This window comes from Streptomyces sp. NPDC023541, from assembly GCF_055559995.1.
Genome location: NZ_JBVHJO010000002.1, coordinates 463,822 through 489,241, shown reverse-complemented (window position 1 = coordinate 489,241; position 25,420 = coordinate 463,822). Strand labels below are relative to the sequence as shown.

Sequence of the window (25,420 nt, the reverse complement as noted above, 5' to 3'; positions counted from 1 at the left end):
TTGTTCGGCAGGAATCCCGAAAACTAGCTTCCTCACCGGAGGTGACGGCCCGGATGACTGTCTGTGCCATCGAGATGACGACCACGGCCCCGTTCACGATCTCCGCGGACGGGTCGTACGCCGCCCGCCTCGCCGGGGACGGCGAAGCGCGCTACGCGGAACGCTGGACCCTCGCCGGTCCCGAGCCCTACGCGGTGCCGCTGCCCCTCGCACAGCCCGAGGAGGCGGACAGCGAGCTCCTCCCGCTGACCGACGGGCGCGTGCTGATCCACCGCCGGGTCGCGGACCGGCACGCCTTCGCCCTGCTCTACCCGACGGGCGCCGCGGCCGGGCCGCGCACCGGGGAGCTCCAGCTGGGCGGAGTGGAGGCGGAGGAGGGCGTACGGGTCTTCCTGCTCCCGCCGGCCCCGGACGGCTCCGGTGCCTTCGCGGTGGCCGCGTCGGACACCGTGAGCACGCTGTGGCAGGTGGCCGGGTGCGCCTTCGGGCCGCAGCGGGTGGCCCGGATCCCGGGGCGCTGCTCCGGCGGGGTGTGGCTGGACCGGACGGGCCGGCTGCTGGCCCTGGACCGCGAGCTGGAGGACACCACCAAGGCCGTCGCCGTGGACCTGGGCGGCGACGGCAGGGTCACCCCGCTGCTGCAGATCACCGAGGACAGCGACGACCGGCTGCTGCTGGCCGACCCGGACAGCGGGCTGCTGCTGATCCGCTCCGACGCCCCGGGCGAACCGCGCCTGGGCTGGGGCGTGCTGGGCAGCTCGCGTCCGGTCCGCTTCCCCGAGTGCCTGCGGCTGGGGGACGCCGTGCCCTTCGCCGTCCAGCCGGGCCAGGCCCTGATGCCGGAGACCTGCGGGGTGGCACTGCGGCTGCCCGAGGGGGACATCGGCCTGTGGCGTCCCGCCGACCGTCGCGTCTTCCGGCTGCCCGCCCCGGCGGGGTGGCTCGGCGGTGCGGGCCTGTGGAGCCCGCAGGGCCGCCTGCACCTCCCGTACGCGGTCCCGGAGGTGCCCTGCGGAATCGTCGGGATGACCCTTCCCGCGTGCCCTCCCCCGCAGGTCCGCGTGGACCCGCAGGTCCACGGGGACCCGCAGGTCCACATGGACCCGCAGGTCCGCGTGGACCCGCAGGTCCCTGTGGAACCGCCGCCCCCGCCCTCACCGCGGCCGGTCCCCCTGCAGCAGGCTCCGCTGGCGGGGCGGTAGGGCGTGTCCGTGAAGCGGCGCCGGCCGCCCGAAGGGCGTGCCCCGGCGGGTCAGCCGTGCTTGAGGCCCAGGACCTCCGGCGCGGCGAAGGTCTCGTTCGCCGGGCGGGAGTCGTAGTGCGGCGTGAGGACCTCGTCGAGCTCCTCGTAGGAGAAGGACTCCTTGCCCGTGTCGAACTTGGCGGCGACCTTCGGGCGTTCCATGACGACCACGATGCCGCCGTGGACGACGAAGAGCTGCCCGTTGGCCTTCGCTGAGGCGGGTGAGGCCAGGTAGCCGACGAGCGGGGCGACGTGCTCGGGGGCGAGGGCGTCGAGCCTGCCGTCCTCCGGCACCTCGAAGCCGGCGAAGACGTCCTGCGTCATACGGGTGCGGGCGCGCGGGCAGATGGCATTGGCCGTCACCCCGTACTTCGCCAGGGCCAGGGCGGTCGAGGTCGTCAGGCCCACGATGCCGCCCTTGGCCGCCGCGTAGTTCGGCTGGCCGGCCGAGCCGCCGAGGAAGGCCTCGGAGGAGGTGTTGACGATCCGGCCGTAGACCGGGCCGCCCGCGGCCTTCGACCGGTCGCGCCAGTGCGCGGAGGCGAAGTGGGTGGTGTTGAAGTGGCCCTTGAGGTGGACGCGGATCACCGAGTCCCACTCCTCCTCCGACATCGAGAAGATCATCCGGTCGCGCAGGATGCCCGCGTTGTTGACCAGGACGTCGAGCTTCCCGTACGTGCTCACCGCCAGCTCGACCAGCTCGCGCGCCTGCCCGAAGTCGGCGACGTCGCCGAGGTGCGCGACGGCCTGCCCGCCCGCGGCGCGGATCTCCTCGGCCACCTGCTGTGCCGGGGCGGCCGAGGCCTCGCCCGAGCCGTCCCGGCCGGGCTGGCCGAAGTCGTTGACGACAACGCTCGCGCCCAGCCGCGCGAGCTCGATCGCCTCGGCCCGGCCGAGCCCGCGGCCCGCGCCCGTGACGATGGCGCTGAGCCCTTCCAGTGGGAGTGACATCCGTAGCGTTCCTCTCAGAGCAGGTCGGATCCGGCGGAGCGGTCAGAGTTCGATGCAGGTGCGCAGGGCGACGCCCGTGCGCATCTGGTCGAGGGCGTCGTTGACCTCGGCCAGGCTCACCCGGTGCGTGATCAGGTTGGCGAGGTCGATCCGGCCGGCCCGCCACAGCGCGATGGTGCGCTCGTAGGAGCGCAGCACGTCGCCGCCTCCGTACATCGAGGGCAGGATCTTCTTCTCGTCGAAGAACAGCGAGAACATGTTGATCTGGAAGTTGTCGTCGAGCGCGCCCGCCCCGACCACGACGACGGAGCCGCCGCGCCGGGTCATCTCGTAGGCCTTCTGCGCGGTCGCGGACGTGCCGACGACCTCGAAGACGTAGTCGAAGCCCTCGCCGGCGGTGATCCGGTTCTTGGCGTCGGCGAACCCCTCCGGGGAGACCGCCTCGGTGGCCCCGAACCGCAGGGCCGCCTCGCGGCGGGACTCGACGGGGTCCACGGCGACGATCTGGGCCGCGCCCTGCACCTTGGCGCCCTGGATGACGGATATGCCGACGCCGCCGCAGCCGATGACAGCCACCGAGGAACCGGCCTCCACCTCGGCGGTGTTGATGGCCGCGCCGAGGCCGGTGGTGACGCCGCAGCCGATCAGCGCCGCGATGTCGAAGGGGAGGTCGTCGGGGATCGGGATGGCGCAGGCGGCGGGGACGGCCATCTCCTCGGAGAAGGTGCCGGTGCCGGCGAAGCCGAAGATGTCGCCGTCGCCCCGCTTGAAGTTGGGGGTGGCGACGTTCCCGAAGGCCTCCAGGCACAGGTGGCCCTGGCCGCGCCTGCAGGACGGACAGTGGCCGCACGGCGGCAGCCAGCAGACGAGGACGCGGTCGCCGATCGCGTGGCCGGTGACGCCGTCACCGACGTCGGTGATCACGCCGGAGCCCTCGTGGCCGGGGATGAAGGGGGCGGGCTGCGGCAGCACGCCGCTCATCGCGGACAGGTCCGAGTGGCACAGGCCGGTGGCCTTGATCCGGATCTTCACCTTGCCGGGGCCGAAGCCCACGGCCTCCATGTCGTCGACGACTTCCAGCTTGTCCTGGCCGATCTCGCTCTGCAGTGCTGCGCGCACGGTGCGGCTCCTGTCGGTGGTGTGGAGTGTTACGCGTGTTCGACGACGGTGTCGGCGAGGACCGGCGCGTCGTCCCGTTCGACGGCGGTAACCGACACCAGGACGCGGCCGGACTCCTGCCACATCCGGATGCGCAGCGTCTCGCCCGGGAAGACGATCCCGGCGAAGCGAGTGCGGTAGGCGCGGACCCGGGAGACGTCCCCGCCGAGGGCCGTGTCGACGACGGCCTTGAGGGTCATCCCGTACGAGCACAGGCCGTGCAGGATCGGCTTGTCGAAGCCGGCCAGCTTGGCGAACTCGGGGTCGGCGTGCAGCGGGTTCCAGTCGCCGGAGAGGCGGTAGAGGAGCGCCTGGTCCTCGCGGATGTGCCGCTCCTCGACCCGGTCGGGGGCGCGCGCGGGCAACTCCTCCCGGGCGGAGGGGCCGCGCTCACCGCCGAAGCCTCCCTCTCCCCGCACGAAGATCTGCGCGTCGCTGGTCCACAGCGGCCCGGCGGCGTCCGCGACCTCGGTGCGCAGCACGATCACGGCAGCCTTGCCCTTGTCGTACAGGGCGGCGACCTTGGCGGAGGAGGTGGCGTTGCCCTGGACGGGGATGGGCCGGTGCAGCTCGATGGACTGGCCGCCGTGCAGGACGTGGGCGAGGTTGACGTCGATCCCGGGGGCGGCGAGGCCGCCCATCATGGCCATGCCGGCGCCGGCCACGGTCGCGAAGCTGGGGAGGACGTGGAGCTTGGATTCGAGGGTGTAGCGCAGCTCGTCCGGGTCGGTCGCCGGCAGGCCCGCGCCGAGGCCGAGGTGGTAGAGCTGGATGTCCTTGTGGTCCCAGCCGATGTCCCCCCGGCGGGGGTCTGCGGCGAGGGCCCTGGCGGCATCGATCGGCATGAGGACGCGGCTCCCTGTCGTTGGAAAATCGCTGCCTGGAAGACCTCGGTGCGGTCGTCCGCACCGTCGGCCGCACCGAGGTCGTATGCGGGGCGGCCGGTTCTAGAACGCGTTCTAGGGTCGGCCGGTGAGGGAATGTATAACGCACGCCTCCGCACTTGGGAAGACTCTTGACTGGCCGTCAGATAGGCTTGACGGGTGGACGAAATGCCCGTGGAACACCGCCCGGCCGCCCGTGCCCTGCGGGTCCTGCTGGACCCGCACAATCCGGCCCTCGCGCTCCAGCTCGGCCTCCAGCCGGACATCGAGGTCGTACGGGACCCGACGGCCCGCCCGGCCGTGGCCCTGGTGGAGGAGCTCGCGGCGGTGACCGCCCTGCTGGAGGACGATCCGGAGTGCCGGATCCTCGTCATGACGGGCTCGGCGCACCCGGGTCTGAGGGAGGCGGCGCTCGCCGCCGGCGCGGCGGGGCTGGTCCTGCGGGACGGCCGGGTGGAGGACCTGGCGGACGCGGTCCGCCGCGCCTCGACGGGCGAGACGGTGGTCGATCCGGCCCTGGGGTGAATCCTTTCGGGGTGCCCGCGCCTCTTGTGTATGTTGCCGACGCCGAGGTCGGCACCTGACCTGGAGGTTGACGTGATCACTGTTGTCATCGTTGCCGGCGCGGCCGTCCTGCTCTGCGCGTGCACCGTCGCCGTCCTGCGCCGCCGGGGCCGGGCCCGTGGCTGACCGGACGGACTGGCCGGGCGAGGCCCTGATCGTCGCCGCGCAGGGCGGTGACCTCGATTCGCTGACCGCCCTGGTCGCCGGATCGCATCCGAACGTACGGCGCTTCGCGCACTCCCTGTGCGCGTCCCGCGAGGACGCCGAGGACGCGGCCCAGGAGGCGCTGATCATCCTGTACCGCAGGATCGGCATGCTCAGGGCGTCCGGGGCGCTGGCGTCGTGGATGTTCCGCATCGTCCGCAACGAATGCCTGCGCCGGGCCCGGCTGATGCCCCGGGAGCGCCCGCCGCTGCCGGACACGGCCGTCATGTCGGCGGAGGACGAGGTACTGCGGCGCCTGGAGGCGGGACGGGTGGCGGAGGCCATCGCCGAGCTGCCTGCGGACCAGCGGCGGGTGCTGATCATGCGGGACGTCCAGGGGCACAGCGGCCGGGCCGCCGCCGAGGCCCTCGGCCTGAGCACCGCCGCGATGAAGTCGCGGCTCCACCGGGCGCGCGCGGCGCTCCAGCACACCCTGGGAGACACCCGTGTCCACCACTGACACCGCCTCCGGTTTCGCGAGCGCGTCGGTGCCGCGGCATCTGGCGCGCGGCGCGCTGGGCTTCGGCGCGCTGATCGCGGCCTTCGCCCTCCTCCCGGTCTTCGGCCCGGCCACCCTGCTCCTGGCCCCGGCCGGTCTGGTCGCGCTGCGCGGCTGCCCGATGTGCTGGGCGATCGGCCTGGCCGAGACCGTCTCCCGGGGCCGGCTCCGCCGGGAGTGCGGGGGCGACCGCTGCGAGCTGAAGCGGGCCTGACGACCCGCCGGCGTTTGAGGCGCGGGGGTCCGGGGGCGGAGCCCCCGGGAGCCCGTGCCGCGCCGGCGGGCGGCCCGGGCACGGCGGCAGCACCCCCGGCGGCCGGGCCGCGCGGTCAGCGCCTGAGCATCGTCACCACCGCCGCGCCGCCCAGGCCGATGTTGTGGGCCAGGCCGGTGCGCGCGCCCGCGACCTGGCGGGGGCCCGCCTCGCCCCGCAGCTGCCAGACCAGTTCCGCCGCCTGCGCCAGCCCCGTCGCACCGAGCGGGTGGCCCTTGGAGATGAGCCCGCCCGAGGGGTTGACCACCCACCGCCCCCCGTACGTCGTGGCCCCGCTCTCCACGAGCTTGCCCGCGGCCCCGTCCTCGCACATGCCCAGCGCCTCGTACGTCAGCAGCTCGTTGATCGAGAAGCAGTCGTGCAGCTCCACCACGTCCACGTCCTCGATACCGAGCCCGGACGCCTCGTACACCTGCCGGGCCGCCGCCGCGCTCATCGGCTTGCCGACCACGTCGATGCAGGAGCCCGACGCGAACGACTCCTCCGTGTCCGTCGTCATCGCCTGCCCGACGATCTCCACCGCCTTGTCGTGCAGCCCGTGCGCCACCAGGAACCGCTCGGACACCACCAGGGCCGCCGCCGCGCCGTCCGAGGTCGGCGAGCACTGGAGCTTCGTCAGCGGTGCGTGGATCTCCTTCGCCGCGAGGACCTCCTCCACCGAGTACACGTCCTGGAACTGCGCGTTCGGGTTGTCCGCCGAGTGCCGGTGGTTCTTCGCGCCGACCGCCGCCAGCTGTGCGGGCGTGGTCCCGTAGCGCTCCATGTGCTCCCGCGCCGCGTTGCCGAAGATCTGCGCCGTGGGCGGGGACATCTCGAAGCCGTGGCCCTCGGCCATGATCCCGTAGTGCCGGGCCACCGGCGAGGTCGTGAAGGATTCACCAGCGGCTCCGCCGCGGGCGCCGCCATCGGCACCCCCGCCCAGCGCGCCGCGCTTCATCTTCTCGAAGCCCAGCGCCAGCACGCAGTCGCTCAGTCCGCCCTCCACGAACTGCCGCGCCATCATCAGCGCCGTCGACCCGGTCGCGCAGTTGTTGTTGACGTTGTAGACCGGCACCCCGCTCAGCCCCAGCTCGTACACCGCGCGCTGGCCGGCGGTGGAGGCCTGGAAGCAGTAGCCCACCGGCACCTGCTGCACCAGCCCGTAGGCCACGCCCGCGTCCCCGAGCGCCGCGGACCCGGCCTCCTTCGCCATGTCCCAGTACGGCCGGTCCCGTGACTCGGGCTTCTCGAACTTCGTCATGCCCACGCCCACGATGTACGACTTCATGCCCGATGACTCCTAGTCCCTGGGAAGGCCGAGAATCCGCTCGGCGACGACGTTGAGCTGGACCTGCGTGGTGCCCCCGGCGATGGTCAGGCAGCGGGACATGAGCATCCCGTGCACCGCCCGCTCCCCCGCCCCCTCCCGCGCCGCGCCCGCCGGCCCCAGCAGTTCGAGCGCGAGCTCGGCGGTCCGCTGCTGGTGCGGGGTCTGGACGAGTTTGCGTACGGAAGCCCCCGCGCCCGGCTCCAGCCCCGACACCTGCTGGAGCGTGGTGCGCAGCCCGATGCAGGCGAGGGCGTGCGCCTCGGCGGCCAGCGCGCCGATCCGGGCCCGGTGGGCGCCGTCGAGGTCGGCGGCGCGGGCGAGGAGCGCCTCCAGTCCGGTGTCGAAGGTCATCCGGTCCGCCATGTGCACCCGTTCGTTGCCGAGGGTGTTGCGGGCCACCTTCCAGCCGCCGTCGGCCGCGCCCACCAGTGCGTCCGCCGGGAGCTCGACGTCGTCGAGGTACACCTCGTTGAAGAGGGCCTCGCCGGTGATCTCCTTCAGCGGCCGGACGTCGATGCCGGGGGTGTTCTTCATGTCGACGACGAAGTAGCCGAGCCCCTTGTGCTTGGGCGCGTCCGGATCGGTGCGGGCCAGCAGGATCCCGAAGTCGGCGCTGTGCGCGGAACTCGTCCACACCTTCTGCCCGTTGACCAGCCAGGTGCCGTCCTCCCGCCGCTCCGCCCGGGTCCGCAGCGAGGCCAGGTCGGAGCCGGCGCCCGGCTCGGAGAAGAGCTGGCACCAGGTGATCTCCCCGCGCAGGGTCGGCAGTGCGTAGGCGTCGCGCTGTGCCCGCGTCCCGTAGGCCAGCAGGGAGGGCACGATCCAGGTGGCGATGCCGAGGTCGGAGACCTTGACCCCGGCGGCCGCGAGCTCCTGCTGGACGACGAGCTGCTCGACGGGCCCGGCGCCGAGTCCGTAGGGCGGCGGGAGGTGGGGGGCGGCGTAGCCGGTGGGGGCCAGGATCCGCCGGGCGGCGGCCGGGTCGAGTCCGCGCGCGTCCTCGATGGCGGCCCGGGCCTTCGCGCGGTACTCCTCGGCCTTCGCCGGCAACTCCAGGCGCAGCTCGCGCCGCGCCCCGCCCGCCGCGCACCGCACGGCCCGTACGCGGTGCCCGTCGCCGGGACCGAGCAGCTGGCGGGCGACGATCGCCCGCCGCAGGTGGATGTGGGCGTCGTGCTCCCAGGTGAAGCCGATCCCGCCGAGGATCTGGATGCAGTCCTTGGCGCAGGAGTACGCGGCGTCCAGTGCGGTCCCGGCGGCGAGGGCCGCCACGAGCGAGCGCACGCCGGCGGGCTCGTCCATGGCTTGAGCTGCGTCCCAGGCCAGCGCGCGGGCCTGTTCCAGGCGTACGAGCATGTCGGCGCACAGGTGCTTGACGCCCTGGAACTGCCCGATGGGCCGGCCGAACTGCTCGCGCACCTTGGCGTACTCGGCGGCCGTGTGCAGGGCCCAGGCGGCGGTGCCGCAGGCGTCGGCGGCGAACAGCGTGCAGGCGAGGTCGCGGACGAGGGCCGCGTCGAGCTCCAGCAGCCGCCCGGCGGGGACGACCGTGCCGCGCGCCCGCACTTCGGCGGTGGGACGGGTCGGGTCGGCGCTCTCGTGCGTACGGATGTCCAGCGCGGCGGCGTCCACGGCGAACCAGCGGGTGCCGTGCGCGGCCTCCGCGGCGAGCAGCACGAGGTCGGCCTCCCCGGCGCCGAGCACGGGCGGCGCGAGCCCGTCGATCAGGTGCCCGCCGCCCTCGGTGGCCACGGCGGTCAGGGTCCCCGGGCCCAGCGCGACCGCCCCGACCCGGCCGGAGAGCGGCTCGGCGCTGGCCCGGTCCAGCAGTACGGAGGCCAGCGCGCTCGGCAGGTACGCGCCGGGCAGCGCCCCCCGGGCCGCCTCCTCGACGACGACGGCCAGATCGAGCAGGGTCCCGCCCTCCAGATGCGGCTCCAGGAGCCCCGACGCGGTCAGCGCGTCCCAGTAGCCGGGCCGCACCCCGGTCCGCGGCGGGGAGTCGAGCAGCTTGCGCACCTCTTCGGGAGGCGAGACCCGCGCCACCCAGCCGCGCACGGCCTCGGCCAACTCCCGCTGCTCCTGTGTGATTCCGATGCCCATGCGCGGCAGACTAGAACACGTTCCAATCTGACGGAAGGTCAGATGCTGGTGTTCTTCTCGGCCCGCCCGAACCGCGCCGTACGATCACGGCCGAAGCGTCGGTGTGCCGGCTCCGCGCCGAACCGGCGGTGCTCCACCGACGGCTGGGCAGGCGCGAGGGACACGACGCCGCGTCGCCGCAGTGGCATCCGGACCGCTCCGGCGAGTGGGCGGGCATCCTCGGCCGGGCGCCGGCGTCGACGACTTCACCGTCGACGCGACCTCGGGAGATCGCCTCCGCCGTGCTCACCGCTGCCCGCTGGGGGTGACGGGCGGGCGGGGCGGCGCGGGTCAGCGGCGCGGGGCGGCCTTCAGCGCGGCGCGGGCGACGTCCTTCGCCTTCGTCTCGCAGGCACCCTTGGAGTACGGCGCCGCCCGCAGACCCACGCGGACGGAGAGATTGCCCTCACGCACGGCAAGGACGCAGGTCCAGTCGGCACTGGAGGCCTCCCAATAGCCCTCGGTGCCGAACCCGAGACGGGACGCCGTGCGCTGACCGGCCGCCTCCGACTGAAAATGGCGCCTGCGCGTGACCGCGTTGGCGTCCGCGTCGCCGCCGAGACTCACGTTCCACCGGACCGTTGCCGTCGGCGACGCGGCGGTACCGCCGCCCCCGTTGCAGCTCGTCTGCACACCGTCGACCGTCCCGGACCAGGTGTCCAGGGTCGACGGCCGCAACTCCAGCGGCAGTTTCTCGCGCGCCACCTCACAACTGGCGACAGCCGTGTAGACGACGGGGGCGTTCATGCGGTCCCGTACGTAGAGCGCACCGCCGGTACCGGCCACCAGGAGGACTCCGCTGGCCACCAGCGCCGCGATCCGGCGTCGCCGGGTGCGCAGCGGACCGGCGCGGCGGGTCTCCGGGGGCACGGGCGGCAGCGGCGGCACCTTCGGGACGAGCGCCGGCGTGTCCTGCGTCGGCACCGTGACCGGATCGGCCTCCGACCGGAGGACCGGCACGGACTCGGGCGCGGGAGACCGGACGGGCCCCGGCTCCGGAGCGGGCACGGCTTCCGGAGCGCCCTTGGGTTCAGGGGCCGGTCCCGGCTCCGGGTCGCCGGCCGCCGGAGGGCCGGCCAGCAGCTCGTCGATCCGAGCCCGTTGGGCGGTGAGCATCCCGTACACGGCGGAGGGCCACTGGCGTCCCGCCGCGGCCACCGGGCCGATCAACTCGTGCAGCTCCGCCGGGGACGGCCTGGCCTCCGGGTCCTTGGCCAGGCAGCGGGCGACGAGGTCGCGCAGCCCCGCCGGTACCGCGCTGAGGTCCGGTTCGCCGTGCGCCACGTCGTACAGCGTCTTGAGCGTGGAGGTCCCGGCGAAGGGGCTGCGGCCCGTCAGTGCCAGGACCAGCACGGACCCGAGGGAGAAGACGTCACTGGCGGGCGTGAGCGGCTTGCCCTCGGCCTGCTCGGGCGACATGTACGCGGGTGATCCGACGACCCAGCCCGTACGCGTCAGCCCGGTCTCGCCGTCGGAGTCGCCTTCGGTGGCCCGTGCGATGCCGAGGTCGATGACGCGGACGCCGTCCTCGGCGAGGAGCACGTTGTCGGGCTTGAGGTCCCGGTGGACGAGCCCGGCCCGGTGGATCTCGGCCAGGGCGGACGTCAGGCCCGCGGCGAGGCGGCGTACGACGTCCTCGGGCAGCACCCCGACCGCCTTGACCACGGCGCCGAGGGAGGGTCCGGCGATGAAGACCGAGGCGAGCCAGGGCATCGGCGCGTCCGGGTCGGCGTCGATCACGGCCGCCGTGTAGGCGGCCGAGACCTTGCGCGAGGCGGTGATCTCCCGACGGAAACGGGCCCGGAAGCCCTTGTCGTCGGCGAAGTGGGCGAGGACCTGCTTGACGGCGACGAGCCGCCCGTCCGGACCGGCCGCCAGCAGCACCCGTCCCATCCCGCCCTGCCCGAGCACGCCGACGACCTCGAACGGCCCCACACGCGTCGGGCCGCCCGGCCCCACCTGCTCCATGTCCCCCGCCCCCTACTCCCCGAGTCGGGAGCGGATCATACAGAGACGGCCTTCACGAACGCGGCGAAAGCGGCGGGGCGGACGGTGAAGACGGGCCCCTCGGGGTCCTTGGAGTCCCGGACGGCGACGAGGCGGGGCTGAACGGCCACCTCAACGCAGTTGCCTTCCGCGCTGTACGAGGACTTACGCCACCGCGTGCCCGTCAGGTTCTGGATGGTCTCCATAACGCTCCTCCATTACTCGGGCGATCAGCGCCGCCGAGTCCTCCAAGGAGAGCGCAGCAGCCTGCAAATGATCGTATCGGAGCGAACCCTCCTTGAAGGCTTGCGGATTGGCCGTCATGTGGCCCTGCACAAAGTCTTCGGTATAGACGAGGTCCGGGTTGTCCTCGAAGCGCAGGAGGTTGAACTCACCCGGCAATCCCGCGTGAGCGCCCGCCTCGTACGGCAGGATCTGCACGTGTACCCACTCCCGCCTCCGCATCGCTGCCAGGTGGGCGAGTTGGTCTTGCATGACCTCGCGGCCACCGATCTCCTGGTGCAGTACGGCCTCACTCATCACCACCCACATCAGTGGCGGGTTCTGGCGGTCGAGGATGCGCTGGCGCTCCAACCGAGCAGCCACCTTGGCGTCGAGACCATCTTCAATCCATACGCCCAGGACCGCGCGAGCGTAAGCCTCTGTCTGCAGCAGGCCGTGCACCAACTGCGGCTGAAACGAGGAGATGTAAGTCGCCCGCGCCTCCATCTCCGCGTACGCCTGGAACCACGTCGGCAGCTGATGCCGCAGCACGAGCCCGACCAGCCGCGAGAACACCCCGCCCGTGCCCAGCGCCGCGTCCACCCGTTCCGAGAAGTCCCGCGTCGGGACCCTGCGCGTGGTCTCGACCTGGCCGATCAGCGAGCCCGTGCAGAAGACGATGCTGCCGAGCTGCGCCTGGTTGAGCCCCGCGTCCTCTCTGAGGCGGCGCAGTTCGGAGCCGTAGTAGTCCAGCGGTGAGGCGCTGGGATCGAGATCGCGCACGCCGACCATGGACGGTCACCCCCAAGCCAGTTGCCGGTTCCGTGGCCGAGCGTAGCCATGTGCACACCTCTTGGTGACCCGGTTCGCGTGGAACCCCCCGCACGACGTCGATGTCAGCGGCCCCGCTTACGGTCTGGCCATGGCTGATCAGATGTTCTCCGACGCGTCGATGAACGACTTCGCGACCTGGGCACCGGTGCTGCGACTCCTACGGGCCGAACAGGCGCGGGGGCCCGCTGCCAGGGCTGTCCGCGTCGCGGGGCGCATAGGCAGGCATGGCTGGAGTCTGGCTCTCACCCGCCGGATGCCGTCCCCTGGCAGGGCCGCACAGGTGGAGGACATGCAGGAGGAGTTCGACGCGGTGGAGCGGGTGCGGAGCGCACTCGCGGACGCCGGGGTCGACGACCTCTCGTTCACCGCGGACATAGCACCGAGCGGGAAGACCGAGCTGCGCCTGCTGGGTCCCAGCCCCGCCGTGGAACCCGGCATCGGCACCCCGCACCCGGGGGCGCTCATCCTGGTCGACGGCGCTCTCCCCGAGCCCTGGCGCCGGCTCCCCGAACCGGCCCCCGGGGCGGCGCCGGCTCCTTCGGCGGACCTGGAGCTGCTGGAGCGGACGCTGCGTGAACGCCTGCCGCACGCCATCGGCGCGACGGAGGAGGAGATCGCCGCGGCCGAGGCGCGCCTGGGCGTCGCCCTGCCCGACGAGCTCAAGGTCCTCTACCGGGTGACAAGGGCGCGGTGGGAGGACCTGGGTGACGACTACGAGGCGGCGATGAGCGAGTGCGCGGCTGTCGGCTGCGAGCTGTTCGATCTCGACGGCCTGTACATCGCGGATGCGGCGTCACGGCACTGCCGTTGGGAGTTCGCGGCGACGGAGGCGGTCGCCACCTCGCCCGACGCCATGGTGCAGGGCCTCGCCGGCTCACCCGGCTGGATCGCCTTCGGTGACAACGGCGGCGGGGACCGGCTGGCCGTCGATCTGACACCCGGCCCGCGCGGTCACAGGGGCCAGATCATCATGCTGTCCCACGAGGAGAACGTCGGCGCCGAATTGGTCGCCGACTCCCTCACCGATCTCGTGCTGGGCCGGCTCGGCGCGGAGCGTGGGGGATCCGGCGAGCAGCCGCCGCCTGCCGTCGCCCGGGTCAATGTCGCGAGCCTGAGGAGCGTCGAGGCCGCCGTGCATCCCGGCCTGGAGGTCCTGTCCATCGGCGTGTGGGACGACGCACCGCTCAGCCTCGCCCCCGTCGTCGGCCTGCCCCGCCTGCGCACCCTGACCGCGTACCCCGGCACCCTGGCCGACCCGCTGGAGATCGCGAAGCTCACCGGGCTGGAATACCTCGAACTCGGTCCGCAGGAATGGCTCGTGCTGCTGGACGCCGGAGCCGTACCGCGCGGCCTCTCAGCCGCGGCCATCAGGGCGCACGGCGATCACGACCCCTTGCCGATCGTGGCCATCGCGAACGAGATCCTGCGCCTCTGGGGCCGGCCCCAGATCATCCAGACGGTCCTCGAAGGCGACCTCGGACCACTGGCGTAGCCGGCGAGGGCGGGCGACGTTCCCGGGCGTCGCCCGAGCGCCGCGCACCTGCCGGGACCCCGCCCATGGCGTCCTACCGGCGGGTAGGGCAGCATGGGCCGCCACACGCAGCTCAGCAGGAGGAACGACATGGCCAGCCCCAAGCCGGAGACCCTCGCCGCCTTCGAGACGGCCAAGGGGTTCATGCCCGTACGGGAGGGCCTCGCCCTGTACGGGGCGGCCGCCGCGGCCGGGGCGCTCGGGCTGCCGCTGCTGGAGGTCGGCACGTACTGCGGGCGCTCGACGATCCTGCTGGCCGACGCGGCGCGCGAGGCCGGCGTGGCCGCGATCACCGTGGACCACCACCGGGGCAGCGAGGAGCAGCAGCCGGGCTGGGAGTACCACGACCCGACGGTCGTGGACCCGGAGATCGGGCTGATGGACACCCTCCCCACCTTCCGTCGCACCCTGCACAGGGCCGGGCTGGAAGAGCACGTGATCGCGATCGTCGGCCGTTCCCCGCAGGTCGCCGCCACCTGGGGCGGCAAGCTCGGCTTCGTCTTCATCGACGGCGGCCACACCGACGAGCACGCCACCGGCGACTACGAGGGCTGGGCCCCGCACGTCGCGGAGGGCGGCACGCTCGTCATCCACGACGTGTTCCCGGACCCGGCCGACGGCGGCCAGGCCCCGTACCGGATCTACCTGCGCGCCCTCGCCTCCGGCGCCTTCGAGGAGATCTCCGTCACCGACTCCCTGCGCGTGCTGCGCCGCACCGGCCCGGGCATCTGACACTGCCGTTCATATAAGCGCACCACGCCCCCGGATGGCTCAGTACCGGTCGGGCGGCCGGGCGGCGGTCTAGCATCGCGGACGTGCGCTACGACGACAGCCCCCCGCCCCCCGAGTCCGGCTCCTCGGCGAATCCGGACCGGCACTGGTTCACCCGACGCTCCACGCTCGTGGTCGGGCTCGCCGCGCTCGCCCCGGCCTGCCTCGCCGGCTGGGTCCTGACCCAGGCGCTGTCCGGCGCCGGGCCGGACGAGAGCCGGCCCCGCTCGGCCCCGCAGCCGGCCTCGCACTCGACCGTCTCGCCGGGCCAGCGGGACGCGAAGCCGGGCTCCACACCGAGCGGCAGCCCGGGTACGGGGGCGGGCACGCCCGCGGCGGCCCCCGTACCGGCGCCCGCCAAGGGCCCGCTGGCCGGCAGGACCGTGGTCGTCGACCCCGGGCACAACACCGGGAACTTCAAGCACACCGCCGAGATCGACCAGCAGGTCGACATCGGCACCAACCGCAAGGAGTGCGACACCACCGGGACCACCACGAACTCCGGCTACATGGAGGCCGAGTTCACGATGGACGTGTCGAAGCGCCTGCGGGCCGCCCTGGAGGCCCAGGGCGCGAAGGTGGTCCTCACCCACGAGACGGGCGACCGCGCCTGGGGTCCCTGCATCACCGAACGCGCCCGCATCGGCAACGACGCGAAGGCCGACGCGGTCGTGTCCGTCCACGCCGACGGGGTCTCGGCCGGCAGCCGCGGCTTCCACGTCATCCTCCCGGCGAAGGTCAAGGGCGGCGCCGCCGACACCGCGAAGATCGTCGAACCTTCGCGCGAGCTGGGCGAACGCATCGCCGGCAACTTCGCCCGCACCACCGGCTCGGCGCCCGCCAACTACCTGGGAGCCGGCACCGGTTTGGTGGTCCGCGACGATCTGGGCGGACTGAACCTGTCAACTCGGCCCAAGGTGTTCATCGAATGCGGCAACATGCGTGACGCCAAGGACGCGGCGCAGCTGACGAGTCCGGAGTGGCGGCAGAAGGCGGCCCAGGGCATCGCTGACGGCATCGTCGGCTTCCTCGGCGGGTAGTCCCTCTCGGGCGTCCCGCCGGGACGCCCGCCGCCCCGATCCTCTCGGCCGCGGGGAACCTCCGTACCATGGTGCCGCCCGCCCTGCTGCAGGCACGATCTGCGCTGCGACCGCGGCACCACGAGACGACCGAGACCGAGAAGGACACCTAAGACGTGAACATCCGCTCCCTCACTCGAGGCGACGGCGTGGTGATCGGAGCAGCGGCGCTGCTGTTCATCGCCTCGTTCTTCGATTTCTACTCCACCACGGGTGGCGACCTGCCGAGCGCCTGGGACACCGACGCCTACCGCCTGGTGCTCCCCAGCGTCTTCCTGCTCGGGTTCATCGCCGCGGGTCTGCTCGTCGCCGGCCGCTTCCAGCCGGAGAGCCGCAAGGTCATGGGCATCCCGATGTCGGCGTGGGGCACCGTGCTCGCCGTCTCGGCCGCCTGGTCCGCGCTGTGGTCGCTGATCACCTGCCCGAGCACGCTCGACCTGGGCGCGGGCGCCGTCATCGCCTTCCTCGCCACCCTGGCCCTGGCCGGTGTGGCCGTCTTCGGCGCGAAGGTTCCGGCGCTCGCCGGGTCCCTGGTGCCGGAGGCACGGCCCGCCGCCCCGCAGCCGTACGGCGGCCAGCCGCAGCCGGGTGCCGGGTACGGCTACCCGGGCGGGCAGCAGCCCTACGGTTCCACCCCGCAGCCGGTCCCGCCGTACGGCGGTACGCCGACTCCGGCGCCCGGTCCGCAGGACTCCGGCGCCGGCCACCAGGCGGCCGCGACGCCCGCCCCGGCGGCGGACTTCAGCCCGTTCTGGTTCGCGGTTCCGGTGGCCCGTCCTCTCTTCGCGGAGGACGGCTCGCCCACGCAGATCGCCGAACTCGCCCCGGGCACCTGGTACCTGGCGGTCGAGCAGCGCGGCGGGGCCGCGCTCGTCGCGCAGACCCAGGACGGCCGTCGCGGCATCCTGAGCGACACCTCGGGGATCCAGCGCGGCTGATCCGCGTACGCCCTCCCGCTTCACCCTTGCGTTCCACCCACGACGCCCCACCGGTCCGCCGGTGGGGCGTCGTGCGTTCGAACTCGTTCGGTTCTGTCGGTCCGGGTCAGTAGCATCAGCCCCAACCAGTACTCATATTCGATGAGTTGAAAAACGGGTGGGGAACTACGTGATAGCAAGTCGCATGCGCGGAACGGCTCTCGCCGCCGCGCTCGGCGTCGTCGCGACGCTGTGCCTGCCGGGGGTGGCCGTGGCCGCCGGACCCGGTCCGGAGCGGGCGGGCAGCAGCGCGTCCGGCGCTTCCGCCGGGACGGGCGGCCCGGTCGAGGGCACCGTCCGCAGGATCGCGCTGGAGCCGAAGAGCGCCACGGAGGCGGCCGTCTCCGCGCACGGCACCGCGCGGTTCGGCCTCATGGGCGTGTCCTGGAAGGACGCCGCCGCCGATGCGCCGGGGAAGATCGAGGCCCGCAGCCGGAACGCCGCTACGGGCGCGTGGACGCAGTGGGTCGCGCTGGAGCCCCTCAAGGCCGGTCTCGACGGCGACCGTCCGGGAGCGCGCGGTGCCACGGAGCCCGTGTGGGTCGGTGCCGCGGACGGGGCCGAGGTACGGGTGAGCGGCGGCTCGGCCGCGCTGCCCGCCGGCCTGGAGCTGGACCTGGTGGACCCGGGTACGGCCGGCCGCCGTGACGGGGCGGCGAAGTCCGAGTCGGCCTCGGGCGCGCCGGCCTCGGGCGCACGGGCGGCGGCCGCCGCGGTGGCGCCCGGCCCGGAGTCCACGGCTCCGCGACCGGACGTCGTCTCGCGCGCCCAGTGGGGTGCCGACGAGTCCCTGAACAACGAGGGCCCGATCTACCTCGCGGGTGGCAGGATCAAGGCCCTGTTCGTGCACCACACGGCGGCGACCGCCCCGTACGAGTGCACCGACTCCGCGGCCATCGTCCGCGGTCTGCACGTCTACCACGTGAAGACCAACGGCTGGCGCGACCTCGGCTACAACTTCCTCGTCGACAAGTGCGGCACCCTCTTCGAGGGCCGTCAGGGCGGCATGGACCAGCCCGTGATGGGCGCCCACACCTACGGCTTCAACTCGGAGTCGACGAGCGTCGCGGTCCTCGGCGACTACACGAACGCCGGGGCGTCGCCCGAGGCGCTCGAAGGCATCTCCAGGATGGCGGCGTACAAGCTGGGCCAGTACGACGCCGACATGAACGGCACGACGACGCTGACGGCGGGTGCCACCCAGAAGAACTACGCCGGCACCAGCTTCACCGCCGGTCAGCCGTACCAGTTCCGGACGGTCTCCGGCCACCGGGACGGCTTCAACACCGAGTGCCCGGGCCACCAGCTGTACCCGCAGCTGGACACGATCCGGAAGTCGGGGCCCGCGGCCCAGCTGAAGATCGTTTCGGTGAACGAGAAGCCCGTCGCGCCGGGCGGAACGGCGAAGACCCCGGGGCAGCTCGTGGTCGGCTTCTCCACCAGCACGGCCGCCCAGCTGGTGAGCTCCTTCGAGCTGCTGGTGGACGGTGCTCCGGTCGCGACGGTCGCGGGTGGCGCCACGAGCGCCGCCACCTTGCTGAGCCTGGGCAGCCACCGGATCCAGATCCGGGCGACCGCGACGAACGGCAAGGTGTCCACGAGCCTCCCGGTCACCGTCGAAGCGGATGTCTCGGACGTCAAGTACGTCCCGGTCCAGCCCAAGCGCCTGATGGACACGCGCGAGGGCCTGGGCGTGCCGCAGGCCAAGGTCGGCCCGGGCGGCACGGTGGCCCTGAAGGTCGCGGGCGTCCAGGGCGTCCCGGCCTACGGGGTGACCTCCGTGGTGCTGAACGTGACGGCGACCGGCCCGACGGAGGCCGGCCACGTGTCGGTCTACCCGAACGGCACGGTCCGCACGAGCGCGTCGAACCTCAACTTCGCCCCCGGGCAGACCATCCCGAACCTGGTCGTCGTGCCCGTCCAGGACGGGATCGTCCAGTTCTACAACAGCGCGGGCAGTGTCGACCTGATCGCGGACATCACCGGCTACTTCCTCGCGAGCGGCGAGGGCGGCACCCACATGAACCTCGGCCCGAAGCGGGTCCTGGACACGCGCGACGGCACGGGCGGCGTGTCGACCGCACCCGTCGGCGCGGGCGGGGTCCTGGACCTCGACCTCTCGGCCGTCGACGGGCTCCCCGCGCCGGACAGCCTCACCGCGGTGGTGCTCAATGTGACGGCGACCAACCCGACCACGTCCAGCCACGTGTCGGTCTACCCGAGCGGCACGACCCGCACCAGCGCCTCGAACCTCAACTTCACCGCCGGCCAGACCATCCCCAACCTGGTCATCGTCCCCGTGGTGAACGGGAAGGTCAGCTTCTACAACAACGCCGGCAGCGTCGACCTCATCGCCGACATCACCGGCTACTTCACCGCGTCGGGCGTGGGCGCCAAGCACTCCAGCCTCGGCCCGAAGCGCCTGATGGACACCCGCGCAGGACTCGGCGTCGCCAAGGCGCCGGTCGGCCAGGGCGGTGTCGTCACCCTGACCGTCGCGGGCGTCGAGGGCGTGCCGGCCACCGGTGTCACCGCGGTGATCCTGAACGTGACGGCGACCAACCCGACCACGTCCAGCCACGTGTCGGTCTACCCGAGCGGCACGACCCGCACCAGCGCCTCGAACCTCAACTTCACCGCCGGCCAGACCATCCCCAACCTGGTCATCGTCCCCGTGGTGGACGGCAAGGTCAGCTTCTACAACAACGCCGGCAGCGTCGACCTCATCGCCGACATCACCGGCTACTTCAGCAAGTAGCCGGGCCCGAGAGCCGCGGCCCCCCGCCCTTCCCGGCGGGGGGCCGTTGCCCTACAGTCACCTGACGCATCGTCACTTCCGGCTGGAGGGACCCGCTCATGCGCCTCGGACTCGCACTCGGATACTGGGGCCGCGACCCCTCCCCGGCCCACCTCGACCTCGCCACCGAGGCAGAGAACCTCGGCTACGACTCGGTGTGGACCGCCGAGGCCTGGGGTTCCGACGCCTTCACCCCACTCACCTGGATCGCCGCGCACACCTCGCGAATCCGCCTGGGCACCGCCATCGCGCAGATGGCAGCCCGCACCCCCACCGCGACCGCCATGCACGCCCTGACCCTGGACCACCTCTCCGGCGGCCGGATGATGCTCGGCCTGGGCCTGTCCGGCCCGCAGGTGGTCGAGGGCTGGTACGGGCGCCCGTTCCCCGCGAGCCCGCTGACCGCCACCCGCGAGTACGTCGACGTCATCCGCCAGGTCCTGCGCCGCGAGGGCCCGGTCGCACTGGACGGCCGCTTCCACAGCCACCCGTACCGGGGCGAGGACGCGGCCGGGATCGGCAAGCCCCTCAAGCCCATCACCCACCCGCTCCGCGCGGACCTGCCGCTCCTCCTCGGTGCGGAAGGCCCGAAGAACATCGCCCAGACCACGCGGATCGCAGACGGCTGGCTGCCCCTGTACTGGTCGCCGACCCGCACCGACGTCTACCGGGCCTCGCTCACGGACCTCCCCGACGGCTTCATGATCGCGCCGATGGCCCGGGCCAAGGTCTGCGACGACGTCGCCGAGGGACTCCTCCCCGTCAAGGCAATGCTCGGCTTCTACATCGGCGGCATGGGCCACGCGGCCCGCAACTTCCACGCCGACCTGATGGCCCGGATGGGCTACGAGGACGAGGCCCGCCGTATCCAGCAGCTCTTCCTCGCGGGACGCAAGGAGGAGGCGGTACTCGCCGTCCCGGACGCCTTCGCCGACGAGATCTCGCTGGTGGGCCCGCGGGAGCGGATCGCGGAACGCCTCGACCTCTGGCGCAAGGGCCCGGTCACCGACCTCCTCGTCACGGCCCCCGACCCGCACACCCTGCGCGTCCTGGCGGAACTCAACAGCTGAGGGCGGCGGGCGGCGCCACGCCGGGCGAGTCAGTCCGCCTGCGGCACGGCCTCCAGCAACTCCCGCACGTCCAGCGGCATCACGGCGATCTCGATGCTCCCCCCGCCGTCGTAGGAGCAGGTCACGATCCGCGAAGCGGGATTGATGGAGATGCCCTCCTTCATCGACGGCACCCGCACTCCGGTGGCCCGCCCGCCGGGCAGCGCCACGGCCTCCCCGCGCTCCGGAACCCACCGGGCCGCGCCCCCGTCGGCGTACACCCGCCCCGGCCGCCACCGCCCCTGCCCGGCCGGCATCCGCGCCATCCCGGGAATCCCCGGCACGGGCCCGGCCCCGACGCGCGCCAGATGCTTGCGCCGCACCAGCCACCCGATCCCGACCACCCCACCGGCAAGCAACACGTACTCGATCACACGCCCCATTGAAACAGCACCACGGTCGAGCGGGCCGTGACGCCCGCCCCGACCATGGAGCCGTCGACCGAGAGGCGGGGCTAGCCGCCGAGCTGGGAGGTGCTGGGGACCTTGTCGGTCACCGTGGCGCCCGCGCTCTTGCCGGCCTCCTTCACACTGCCGATGACGTCGTCGAAGGACGAGATGTCGGCGTCACCCGCCTGGCCCTTGCGCAGCTTGCTGCCGAGCCCCTTCAGCGACTCGATGCCCGCCGTCAGCGGCGCCATCGCCTTCGACAGCAGCGGGTCGCCCTTGGCGTTGTCGGCGGCCGCCTTGAGCCGGTTGTACGCGAACGCGCCCGCCAGGCCCGCCTTGATGAGCGCGAAGGTGCGGCCCTTCGCGCCCTTCTTGAACTTGCCCGCCTGGTACGGCTTGACGATCCACTGGTACGTCGCGCCCGCCGCGAGACCCGCGTTGGCGACGAAACGCGTCTTGGCGAACTTCTGCTTCTCGGCGGACGTGCTCGGCGAAGGCGTGGCGGCGGCCAGCTCGTCGGCCTCCGCCGCCGCCGGCTCCGCCGCGGCGAGCGCGGCCAGCTCCCCCATCGAGGCGGCGGACAGCTCCTCCCGTTGGCTACCACCGCCGCCACTGCCACAGGCGGTAACACCGGCCAGCAGCGCGGTCGACAGGACCACCGCCGTGAGGGCGCGACGGAATCGGACGGTCGTGGGTACGGACACGGTTTCCTCCGGGGACTCAGGCGTCCCCCGCAGCCTCACCCCGCCCCCGCGGGCCCGCCACCCGGCAGACCCGTTCGGGTTTGCGACGCGCCCGGGCGGCAACACGCGCAGCATGACCTCACACACGCGAGTACGCACCCGAGGAAGCAGTCAGGCAGGCCGGGCCGTCGCTCTGGTGGCGGACGTGCTTGCCTTCGTGATCGTCCTGTGGATCCTGCTCTATTTCCTGGACGCCAACCAGGGCAACGAGCTCGTCAACTTCATCCACGACACCGCGAGCTGGCTGGCCGGCTGGTCCTACGACCTGTTCACCTTCAGCCGCGAATGGGTCCAGGTCGTCATCGGCTACGGCCTGGCCGCCGTGGTGTACGTCCTGGTCGGCCACGCGATCGCCGGCTGGCTCTACCGCCGCTGACGCGCGCGACGAAAGGGGCCCTCCCCCGCCGTCCGGCGGGAGGGGCCCCGTTCGTTCGCGTCCGGGCGCGGCTCAGCCGCAGCAGTCCGGCTCCAGCCCGGCCGGGAGCGAGCCCCCGCCGAACACCTCCGTGGTGGCCTCGTCCCCGCCCAGCGCCGCGACGGCCAGCAGCAGCGACCCCGCGGTCCACGTCGTCTGCTCCACCGGCCACACCGCCCTGTCCTGGAAGACGTACCCCGTCCAGTACATGCCGTTGTCCGCGCGCAGGTGCCCGATCGACCGCAGGACCTCCAGCGCCCGGTCCGACTCCCCCGTCGCCCACAGCGCGAGCGCCAGCTCGCAGGACTCGCCGCCCGTCACCCACGGGTTCGGCAGCACGCAGCGGACCCCCAGGTCCGGGACCACGAACTCGTCCCAGCGCGCCTCGATCCGCGCCGTCGCCTCCGCGCCCGTCAGCGCGCCCCCGAGGACCGGGTAGTACCAGTCCATCGAGTAGTGGTCCTTGTTCAGGAACCGCTCCGGGTGACGGCGGATCGCATGCCGCAGCGCGCCCGCGGCGAGCTCCCAGTCCGGCTGCGGCTCCTCCCGGTGCTCGGCGACGGCCAGCGCGCAGCGCAGCGCCTGGTGGATGGAGGACGAGCCCGTCAGCAGCGCGTCGGTGACGGCCGTGCCGTCCGCCTCACGCTTCCAGCCGATCTCCCCACCGGGCTGCTGGAGCGACAGCACGCACTCCACGGCCGCGTACACGGACGGCCACATCCGGTCGAGGAAGGTGTCGTCACCGGTCGACAGGTAGTGGTGCCACACGCCGACGGCTATGTAGGCGGTGAAGTTGCTCTCGCGGCTCGCGTCCTGCGGCTCGGCGGTGTCCACACCGTCGGGCCGGTCGGCGTAGGCCGCGTACCAGGAACCGTCCTCGTTCTGGTGCCGGGCCAGCCAGGCGTACGCCCGCTCGGCGGCCTCGTGCTCGCCGGCCGCGTCCAGCGCCATCGCCGCCTCGGTGTGGTCCCACGGGTCGAGGTGGTGACCGCGGAACCACGGGATGGCACCGTCGTCGCGCTGCACCGCCAGGATGCCCGCGACCGTCTCGGCGGCCTGCTCCGCTGTCAGTACGCCGTCCAGGACGAGGTGTTCGGTACGCCCGGGCGAGCTCACTGGGTCGCGCCGACGGGGAGGTGGGGCTTGGTCGCGTACGCCACGAAGCTCTTGCCGATGAGCGGGTTGAGGGCCTGCTCCGCCAGGCGCGTCGCCAGCGGCTTCTTCATGATGTCCCAGACCAGGAGCTTGTGGTACGCCTTCACCGGCAGCGCCTTGTCGTTGTCCACGCCGAAGGCGCACTTGAGCCACCAGTACGGCGAGTGCAGCCCGTGCGCGTGGTGCGTGCCGTACGGCTTGAGGCCCGCCGCCCGCATCTTGCCCAGCAGCTCGTCCGCCTTGTAGATGCGGATGTGGCCGCCCTCGACCTCGTGGTAGGCGTCGGACAGCGCCCAGCAGATCTTCTCCGGGCCGTAGCGCGGCACGGTCACGGCGATCCGACCGCCGGGCCTGAGGACGCGGACCATCTCCGCGAGCACGCCCTTGTCGTCGGGGATGTGCTCCATCACCTCGGAGATGATGACGACGTCGAAGGACTCGTCGGGGAAGGGCAGCGCCAGCGCGTCGCCCTCCATCGCGGTGGCGGTGGCGCCGACCGGGGCCTCACCGGCCTCCTTCATCGCGGCGAACCACTTGGCGACCTCGCGGATCTCCTCGCCGTTGCGGTCGACGGCGACCACCTGGGCGCCTCTCCGGTAGCACTCGAAGGCGTGCCGGCCTGCGCCGCAGCCAAGGTCGAGTACGCGGTCGCCTGCGGCGAGCGGGAACCGGGAGAAATCGACGGTCAGCACGGGGTCCTGCCTTCGCGGTCGCGGGGGTGTACGGGGGTGGGGACGGTGTGGATGGGGCGGAAGGTCACCGCGCGCGGCGGGCGCGGGCGGCCTGCTCGATGGCGGCGCGGTAGTGCGCGGCGGTGCCCTTGGCCGCTGCGGCCCAGGTGAAACGGGTCAGGACCCGTTCGCGTCCGGCGGCGCCGACACGGGCCCGCAGCTGCGGGTCGCCGAGCATCCGGCCCAGCGCGGCGGCCAGCGCGCCGGCGTCGCCGGGCGGCACGGCGAGGCATGTCTCACCGTCGGTACCGGTGACCTCGGGAATCGCACCACCGGTGGTGGCGACCAGCGGGGTGGCGGTGGCCATGGCCTCGGCCGCCGGGAGCGAGAAGCCTTCGTACAGCGACGGCACGCACGCGACCTGCGCGCTGCGCACCAGGTCGACGAGCTCGGCGTCGGTGATGCCCTTGACGAAGCGGACGGCGTCCTGGAGCCCGTACGTCTCGATGGCGCGGGCGACGGGGCCCTGCTCGGCGCGCTTGCCGACCACGACGAGGTGGGCGTCGGGCTGCTCGGTGCGCAGCTTCGCGAGCGCCTCGACGAGGAACACCAGGCCCTTGAGCGGGACGTCGGCGCTGGAGGTGGTCACGATGCGGCCGGGGACCTCGGCCACCGACGGGTCGGGCGACCACAGGTCGGTGTCGGCGCCGATGTGCACGACGTGGATGCGCTCGTCCTGGACGCCGAGGTGGTCTGCGATCTCCTGCTTGGAGGATCCCGAGACGGTGAGGACGGACGGCAGCCTGCGGGCCACGCGGCCCTGCATGCGGGTGAAGGCGTACCAGCGGCGTACGGAGGCTCGCTTGACGCGGCCCTGCGCGGCGTCGAGGTCGAGCTTGCGGTCGACGGTGATGGGGTGGTGGATCGTCGTCACCAGCGGCGCGCCGAGGTCGCCGAGCAGGCCGTAGCCGAGGGTCTGGTTGTCGTGGACGACATCGAACTGTCCCGCCCGCTCGCGCAGATGGCGGCGGGCGCGCAGCGAGAAGGTCAGCGGCTCGGGGAAGCCGCCGGTCCACATCGTCGCGACCTCCAGGGCGTCGATCCAATCCCGGTACTCGTCGCGTCCCGGCGTACGGAAGGGGTCGGGGCTGCGGTACAGGTCGAGGCTCGGGAGCTCGGTGAGCGTGGCGCCCGTGTCGAGCACCGGGTAGGGCTGTGCGCCGATGACCTCGACGGAGTGCCCCAGGCGGACCAGCTCGCGCGAGAGGTGCCGGACGTAGACGCCCTGACCGCCGCAGAACGGGTTCCCCTTATAGGTGAGGAGGGCGATGCGCAGCGGACGCTCGCCGTCGTCGGCGGAACCCGCGAAAGGGCTCGTCACCACGGCCTCAGCGGTCACTCTCGGCCCCCTTCTCGCTGCACTTTCGCCGGAGCGTAACCGCTCGGATAATGTAGAACAAGTTTCAGACTTGATCCGTCCGAGAGCATTGAATCTACCGGCCGGAAACCACAC

Annotated in this window: 24 protein-coding genes; 11 read left to right on the top strand and 13 right to left on the bottom strand. The window is 72.8% G+C overall.

The genetic code is table 11. The annotated features are described in order from the left end of the window. The first annotated feature begins 53 nt into the window (after positions 1-53). A complete protein-coding gene (locus tag ACZ3X1_RS06290) occupies positions 54-1,202 on the top strand; it encodes a hypothetical protein (protein WP_467277139.1) in 1,149 nt (382 codons plus the stop codon). A 50-nt stretch (positions 1,203-1,252) separates the two neighbouring features. On the opposite strand, the gene ACZ3X1_RS06285 is transcribed toward ACZ3X1_RS06290, so the two are convergent. Genes ACZ3X1_RS06285 through ACZ3X1_RS06275 form a run of 3 tightly spaced genes read right to left on the bottom strand, consistent with a single transcriptional unit; the run spans position 1,253 to position 4,197 of the window. Continuing rightward, positions 1,253-2,194, bottom strand: coding sequence for a 3-oxoacyl-ACP reductase (locus ACZ3X1_RS06285; protein ID WP_390074811.1), 942 nt, complete (start codon positions 2,192-2,194; stop codon positions 1,253-1,255). A 42-nt stretch (positions 2,195-2,236) separates the two neighbouring features. Beyond that, positions 2,237-3,313, bottom strand: a complete 1,077-nt coding sequence (locus ACZ3X1_RS06280) for a Zn-dependent alcohol dehydrogenase (protein WP_467277136.1) — start codon at positions 3,311-3,313, stop codon at positions 2,237-2,239. A 29-nt stretch (positions 3,314-3,342) separates the two neighbouring features. Beyond that, positions 3,343-4,197, bottom strand: a complete 855-nt coding sequence (locus ACZ3X1_RS06275; RefSeq protein WP_467277134.1) for a MaoC/PaaZ C-terminal domain-containing protein — start codon at positions 4,195-4,197, stop codon at positions 3,343-3,345. 207 nt (positions 4,198-4,404) lie between these two features. Between ACZ3X1_RS06275 and ACZ3X1_RS06270 the strand changes: the two genes are divergently transcribed. The 3 genes from ACZ3X1_RS06270 to ACZ3X1_RS06260 all read left to right on the top strand — a co-directional run bounded on the left by ACZ3X1_RS06270 (position 4,405) and on the right by ACZ3X1_RS06260 (position 5,717). Beyond that, positions 4,405-4,761, top strand: a complete 357-nt coding sequence (locus ACZ3X1_RS06270; RefSeq protein WP_356814047.1) for a response regulator — start codon at positions 4,405-4,407, stop codon at positions 4,759-4,761. A gap of 157 nt (positions 4,762-4,918) precedes the next feature. Then, positions 4,919-5,464, top strand: coding sequence for an RNA polymerase sigma factor (locus ACZ3X1_RS06265; RefSeq protein WP_356814002.1), 546 nt, complete (start codon positions 4,919-4,921; stop codon positions 5,462-5,464). Continuing rightward, positions 5,451-5,717 carry a hypothetical protein gene (locus ACZ3X1_RS06260; RefSeq protein ID WP_356814001.1) on the top strand — a complete coding sequence of 89 codons (267 nt, stop codon included), beginning with the start codon at positions 5,451-5,453 and terminating at the stop codon, positions 5,715-5,717. The genes ACZ3X1_RS06265 and ACZ3X1_RS06260 overlap by 14 nt, the downstream gene beginning before the upstream one ends. A gap of 115 nt (positions 5,718-5,832) precedes the next feature. On the opposite strand, the gene ACZ3X1_RS06255 is transcribed toward ACZ3X1_RS06260, so the two are convergent. The 5 genes from ACZ3X1_RS06255 to ACZ3X1_RS06235 form a co-directional block, all read right to left on the bottom strand. After that, complete coding sequence (locus ACZ3X1_RS06255) at positions 5,833-7,044, bottom strand: lipid-transfer protein (RefSeq protein WP_467277132.1); 1,212 nt, start codon at positions 7,042-7,044, stop codon at positions 5,833-5,835. Positions 7,045-7,056: 12 nt separating this feature from the next. Continuing rightward, complete coding sequence (locus tag ACZ3X1_RS06250) at positions 7,057-9,189, bottom strand: acyl-CoA dehydrogenase (RefSeq protein WP_467277130.1); 2,133 nt, start codon at positions 9,187-9,189, stop codon at positions 7,057-7,059. A 330-nt stretch (positions 9,190-9,519) separates the two neighbouring features. Beyond that, complete coding sequence (locus ACZ3X1_RS06245; protein ID WP_467277128.1) at positions 9,520-11,196, bottom strand: serine/threonine-protein kinase; 1,677 nt, start codon at positions 11,194-11,196, stop codon at positions 9,520-9,522. 35 nt (positions 11,197-11,231) lie between these two features. Further along, positions 11,232-11,420 (bottom strand): DUF397 domain-containing protein, encoded by a 189-nt coding sequence (locus tag ACZ3X1_RS06240; protein WP_467277126.1) that lies wholly within the window; start codon positions 11,418-11,420, stop codon positions 11,232-11,234. Next, positions 11,380-12,228 (bottom strand): helix-turn-helix domain-containing protein, encoded by an 849-nt coding sequence (locus ACZ3X1_RS06235; RefSeq protein ID WP_467277124.1) that lies wholly within the window; start codon positions 12,226-12,228, stop codon positions 11,380-11,382. Before ACZ3X1_RS06235 ends, ACZ3X1_RS06240 begins: the two co-directional genes overlap by 41 nt. Positions 12,229-12,358: 130 nt before the next feature. Here ACZ3X1_RS06235 and ACZ3X1_RS06230 point away from each other — a divergent pair, with 130 nt between their 5' ends. The 6 genes from ACZ3X1_RS06230 (at position 12,359) to ACZ3X1_RS06205 (ending at position 20,495) form a co-directional block, all read left to right on the top strand. Next, positions 12,359-13,762 (top strand): SMI1/KNR4 family protein, encoded by a 1,404-nt coding sequence (locus ACZ3X1_RS06230; RefSeq protein ID WP_467277122.1) that lies wholly within the window; start codon positions 12,359-12,361, stop codon positions 13,760-13,762. A 129-nt stretch (positions 13,763-13,891) separates the two neighbouring features. After that, positions 13,892-14,533: a class I SAM-dependent methyltransferase gene (locus ACZ3X1_RS06225; protein WP_356810280.1), complete on the top strand. Its 642-nt coding sequence runs from the start codon at positions 13,892-13,894 to the stop codon at positions 14,531-14,533. Positions 14,534-14,616: 83 nt separating this feature from the next. Beyond that, the gene (locus ACZ3X1_RS06220; RefSeq protein ID WP_467277120.1) at positions 14,617-15,612 is read left to right on the top strand and encodes an N-acetylmuramoyl-L-alanine amidase; all 996 of its coding nucleotides are present in this window, start codon (positions 14,617-14,619) and stop codon (positions 15,610-15,612) included. 155 nt (positions 15,613-15,767) lie between these two features. After that, the gene (locus ACZ3X1_RS06215) at positions 15,768-16,589 is read left to right on the top strand and encodes a DUF5336 domain-containing protein (protein ID WP_467277118.1); all 822 of its coding nucleotides are present in this window, start codon (positions 15,768-15,770) and stop codon (positions 16,587-16,589) included. A 184-nt stretch (positions 16,590-16,773) separates the two neighbouring features. Further along, positions 16,774-19,386, top strand: coding sequence for a peptidoglycan recognition protein family protein (locus ACZ3X1_RS06210; protein ID WP_467277116.1), 2,613 nt, complete (start codon positions 16,774-16,776; stop codon positions 19,384-19,386). 98 nt (positions 19,387-19,484) lie between these two features. Then, positions 19,485-20,495, top strand: a complete 1,011-nt coding sequence (locus ACZ3X1_RS06205; protein ID WP_467277114.1) for an LLM class F420-dependent oxidoreductase — start codon at positions 19,485-19,487, stop codon at positions 20,493-20,495. Between the two features lie 29 nt (positions 20,496-20,524). Here the strand turns inward: ACZ3X1_RS06205 and ACZ3X1_RS06200 are convergent, their stop codons facing one another. Both ACZ3X1_RS06200 and ACZ3X1_RS06195 read right to left on the bottom strand, forming a co-directional pair. Next, a complete protein-coding gene (locus ACZ3X1_RS06200) occupies positions 20,525-20,908 on the bottom strand; it encodes a hypothetical protein (RefSeq protein WP_356810285.1) in 384 nt (127 codons plus the stop codon). An 80-nt stretch (positions 20,909-20,988) separates the two neighbouring features. Further along, complete coding sequence (locus ACZ3X1_RS06195; RefSeq protein ID WP_467277112.1) at positions 20,989-21,627, bottom strand: hypothetical protein; 639 nt, start codon at positions 21,625-21,627, stop codon at positions 20,989-20,991. A gap of 112 nt (positions 21,628-21,739) precedes the next feature. Here ACZ3X1_RS06195 and ACZ3X1_RS06190 point away from each other — a divergent pair, with 112 nt between their 5' ends. Continuing rightward, positions 21,740-22,042: a hypothetical protein gene (locus tag ACZ3X1_RS06190; RefSeq protein ID WP_078658826.1), complete on the top strand. Its 303-nt coding sequence runs from the start codon at positions 21,740-21,742 to the stop codon at positions 22,040-22,042. Positions 22,043-22,114: 72 nt separating this feature from the next. Here the strand turns inward: ACZ3X1_RS06190 and ACZ3X1_RS06185 are convergent, their stop codons facing one another. The 3 genes from ACZ3X1_RS06185 to ACZ3X1_RS06175 form a co-directional block, all read right to left on the bottom strand. After that, complete coding sequence (locus ACZ3X1_RS06185; protein ID WP_356810287.1) at positions 22,115-23,197, bottom strand: prenyltransferase/squalene oxidase repeat-containing protein; 1,083 nt, start codon at positions 23,195-23,197, stop codon at positions 22,115-22,117. Further along, positions 23,194-23,928: a class I SAM-dependent methyltransferase gene (locus ACZ3X1_RS06180; protein WP_356810288.1), complete on the bottom strand. Its 735-nt coding sequence runs from the start codon at positions 23,926-23,928 to the stop codon at positions 23,194-23,196. Before ACZ3X1_RS06180 ends, ACZ3X1_RS06185 begins: the two co-directional genes overlap by 4 nt. Before the next feature lie 64 nt (positions 23,929-23,992). Beyond that, entirely contained in the window at positions 23,993-25,306 is a 1,314-nt protein-coding gene (locus ACZ3X1_RS06175; protein WP_356810289.1) for a glycosyltransferase family 4 protein, read from the bottom strand. Positions 25,307-25,420 lie beyond the last annotated feature (114 nt).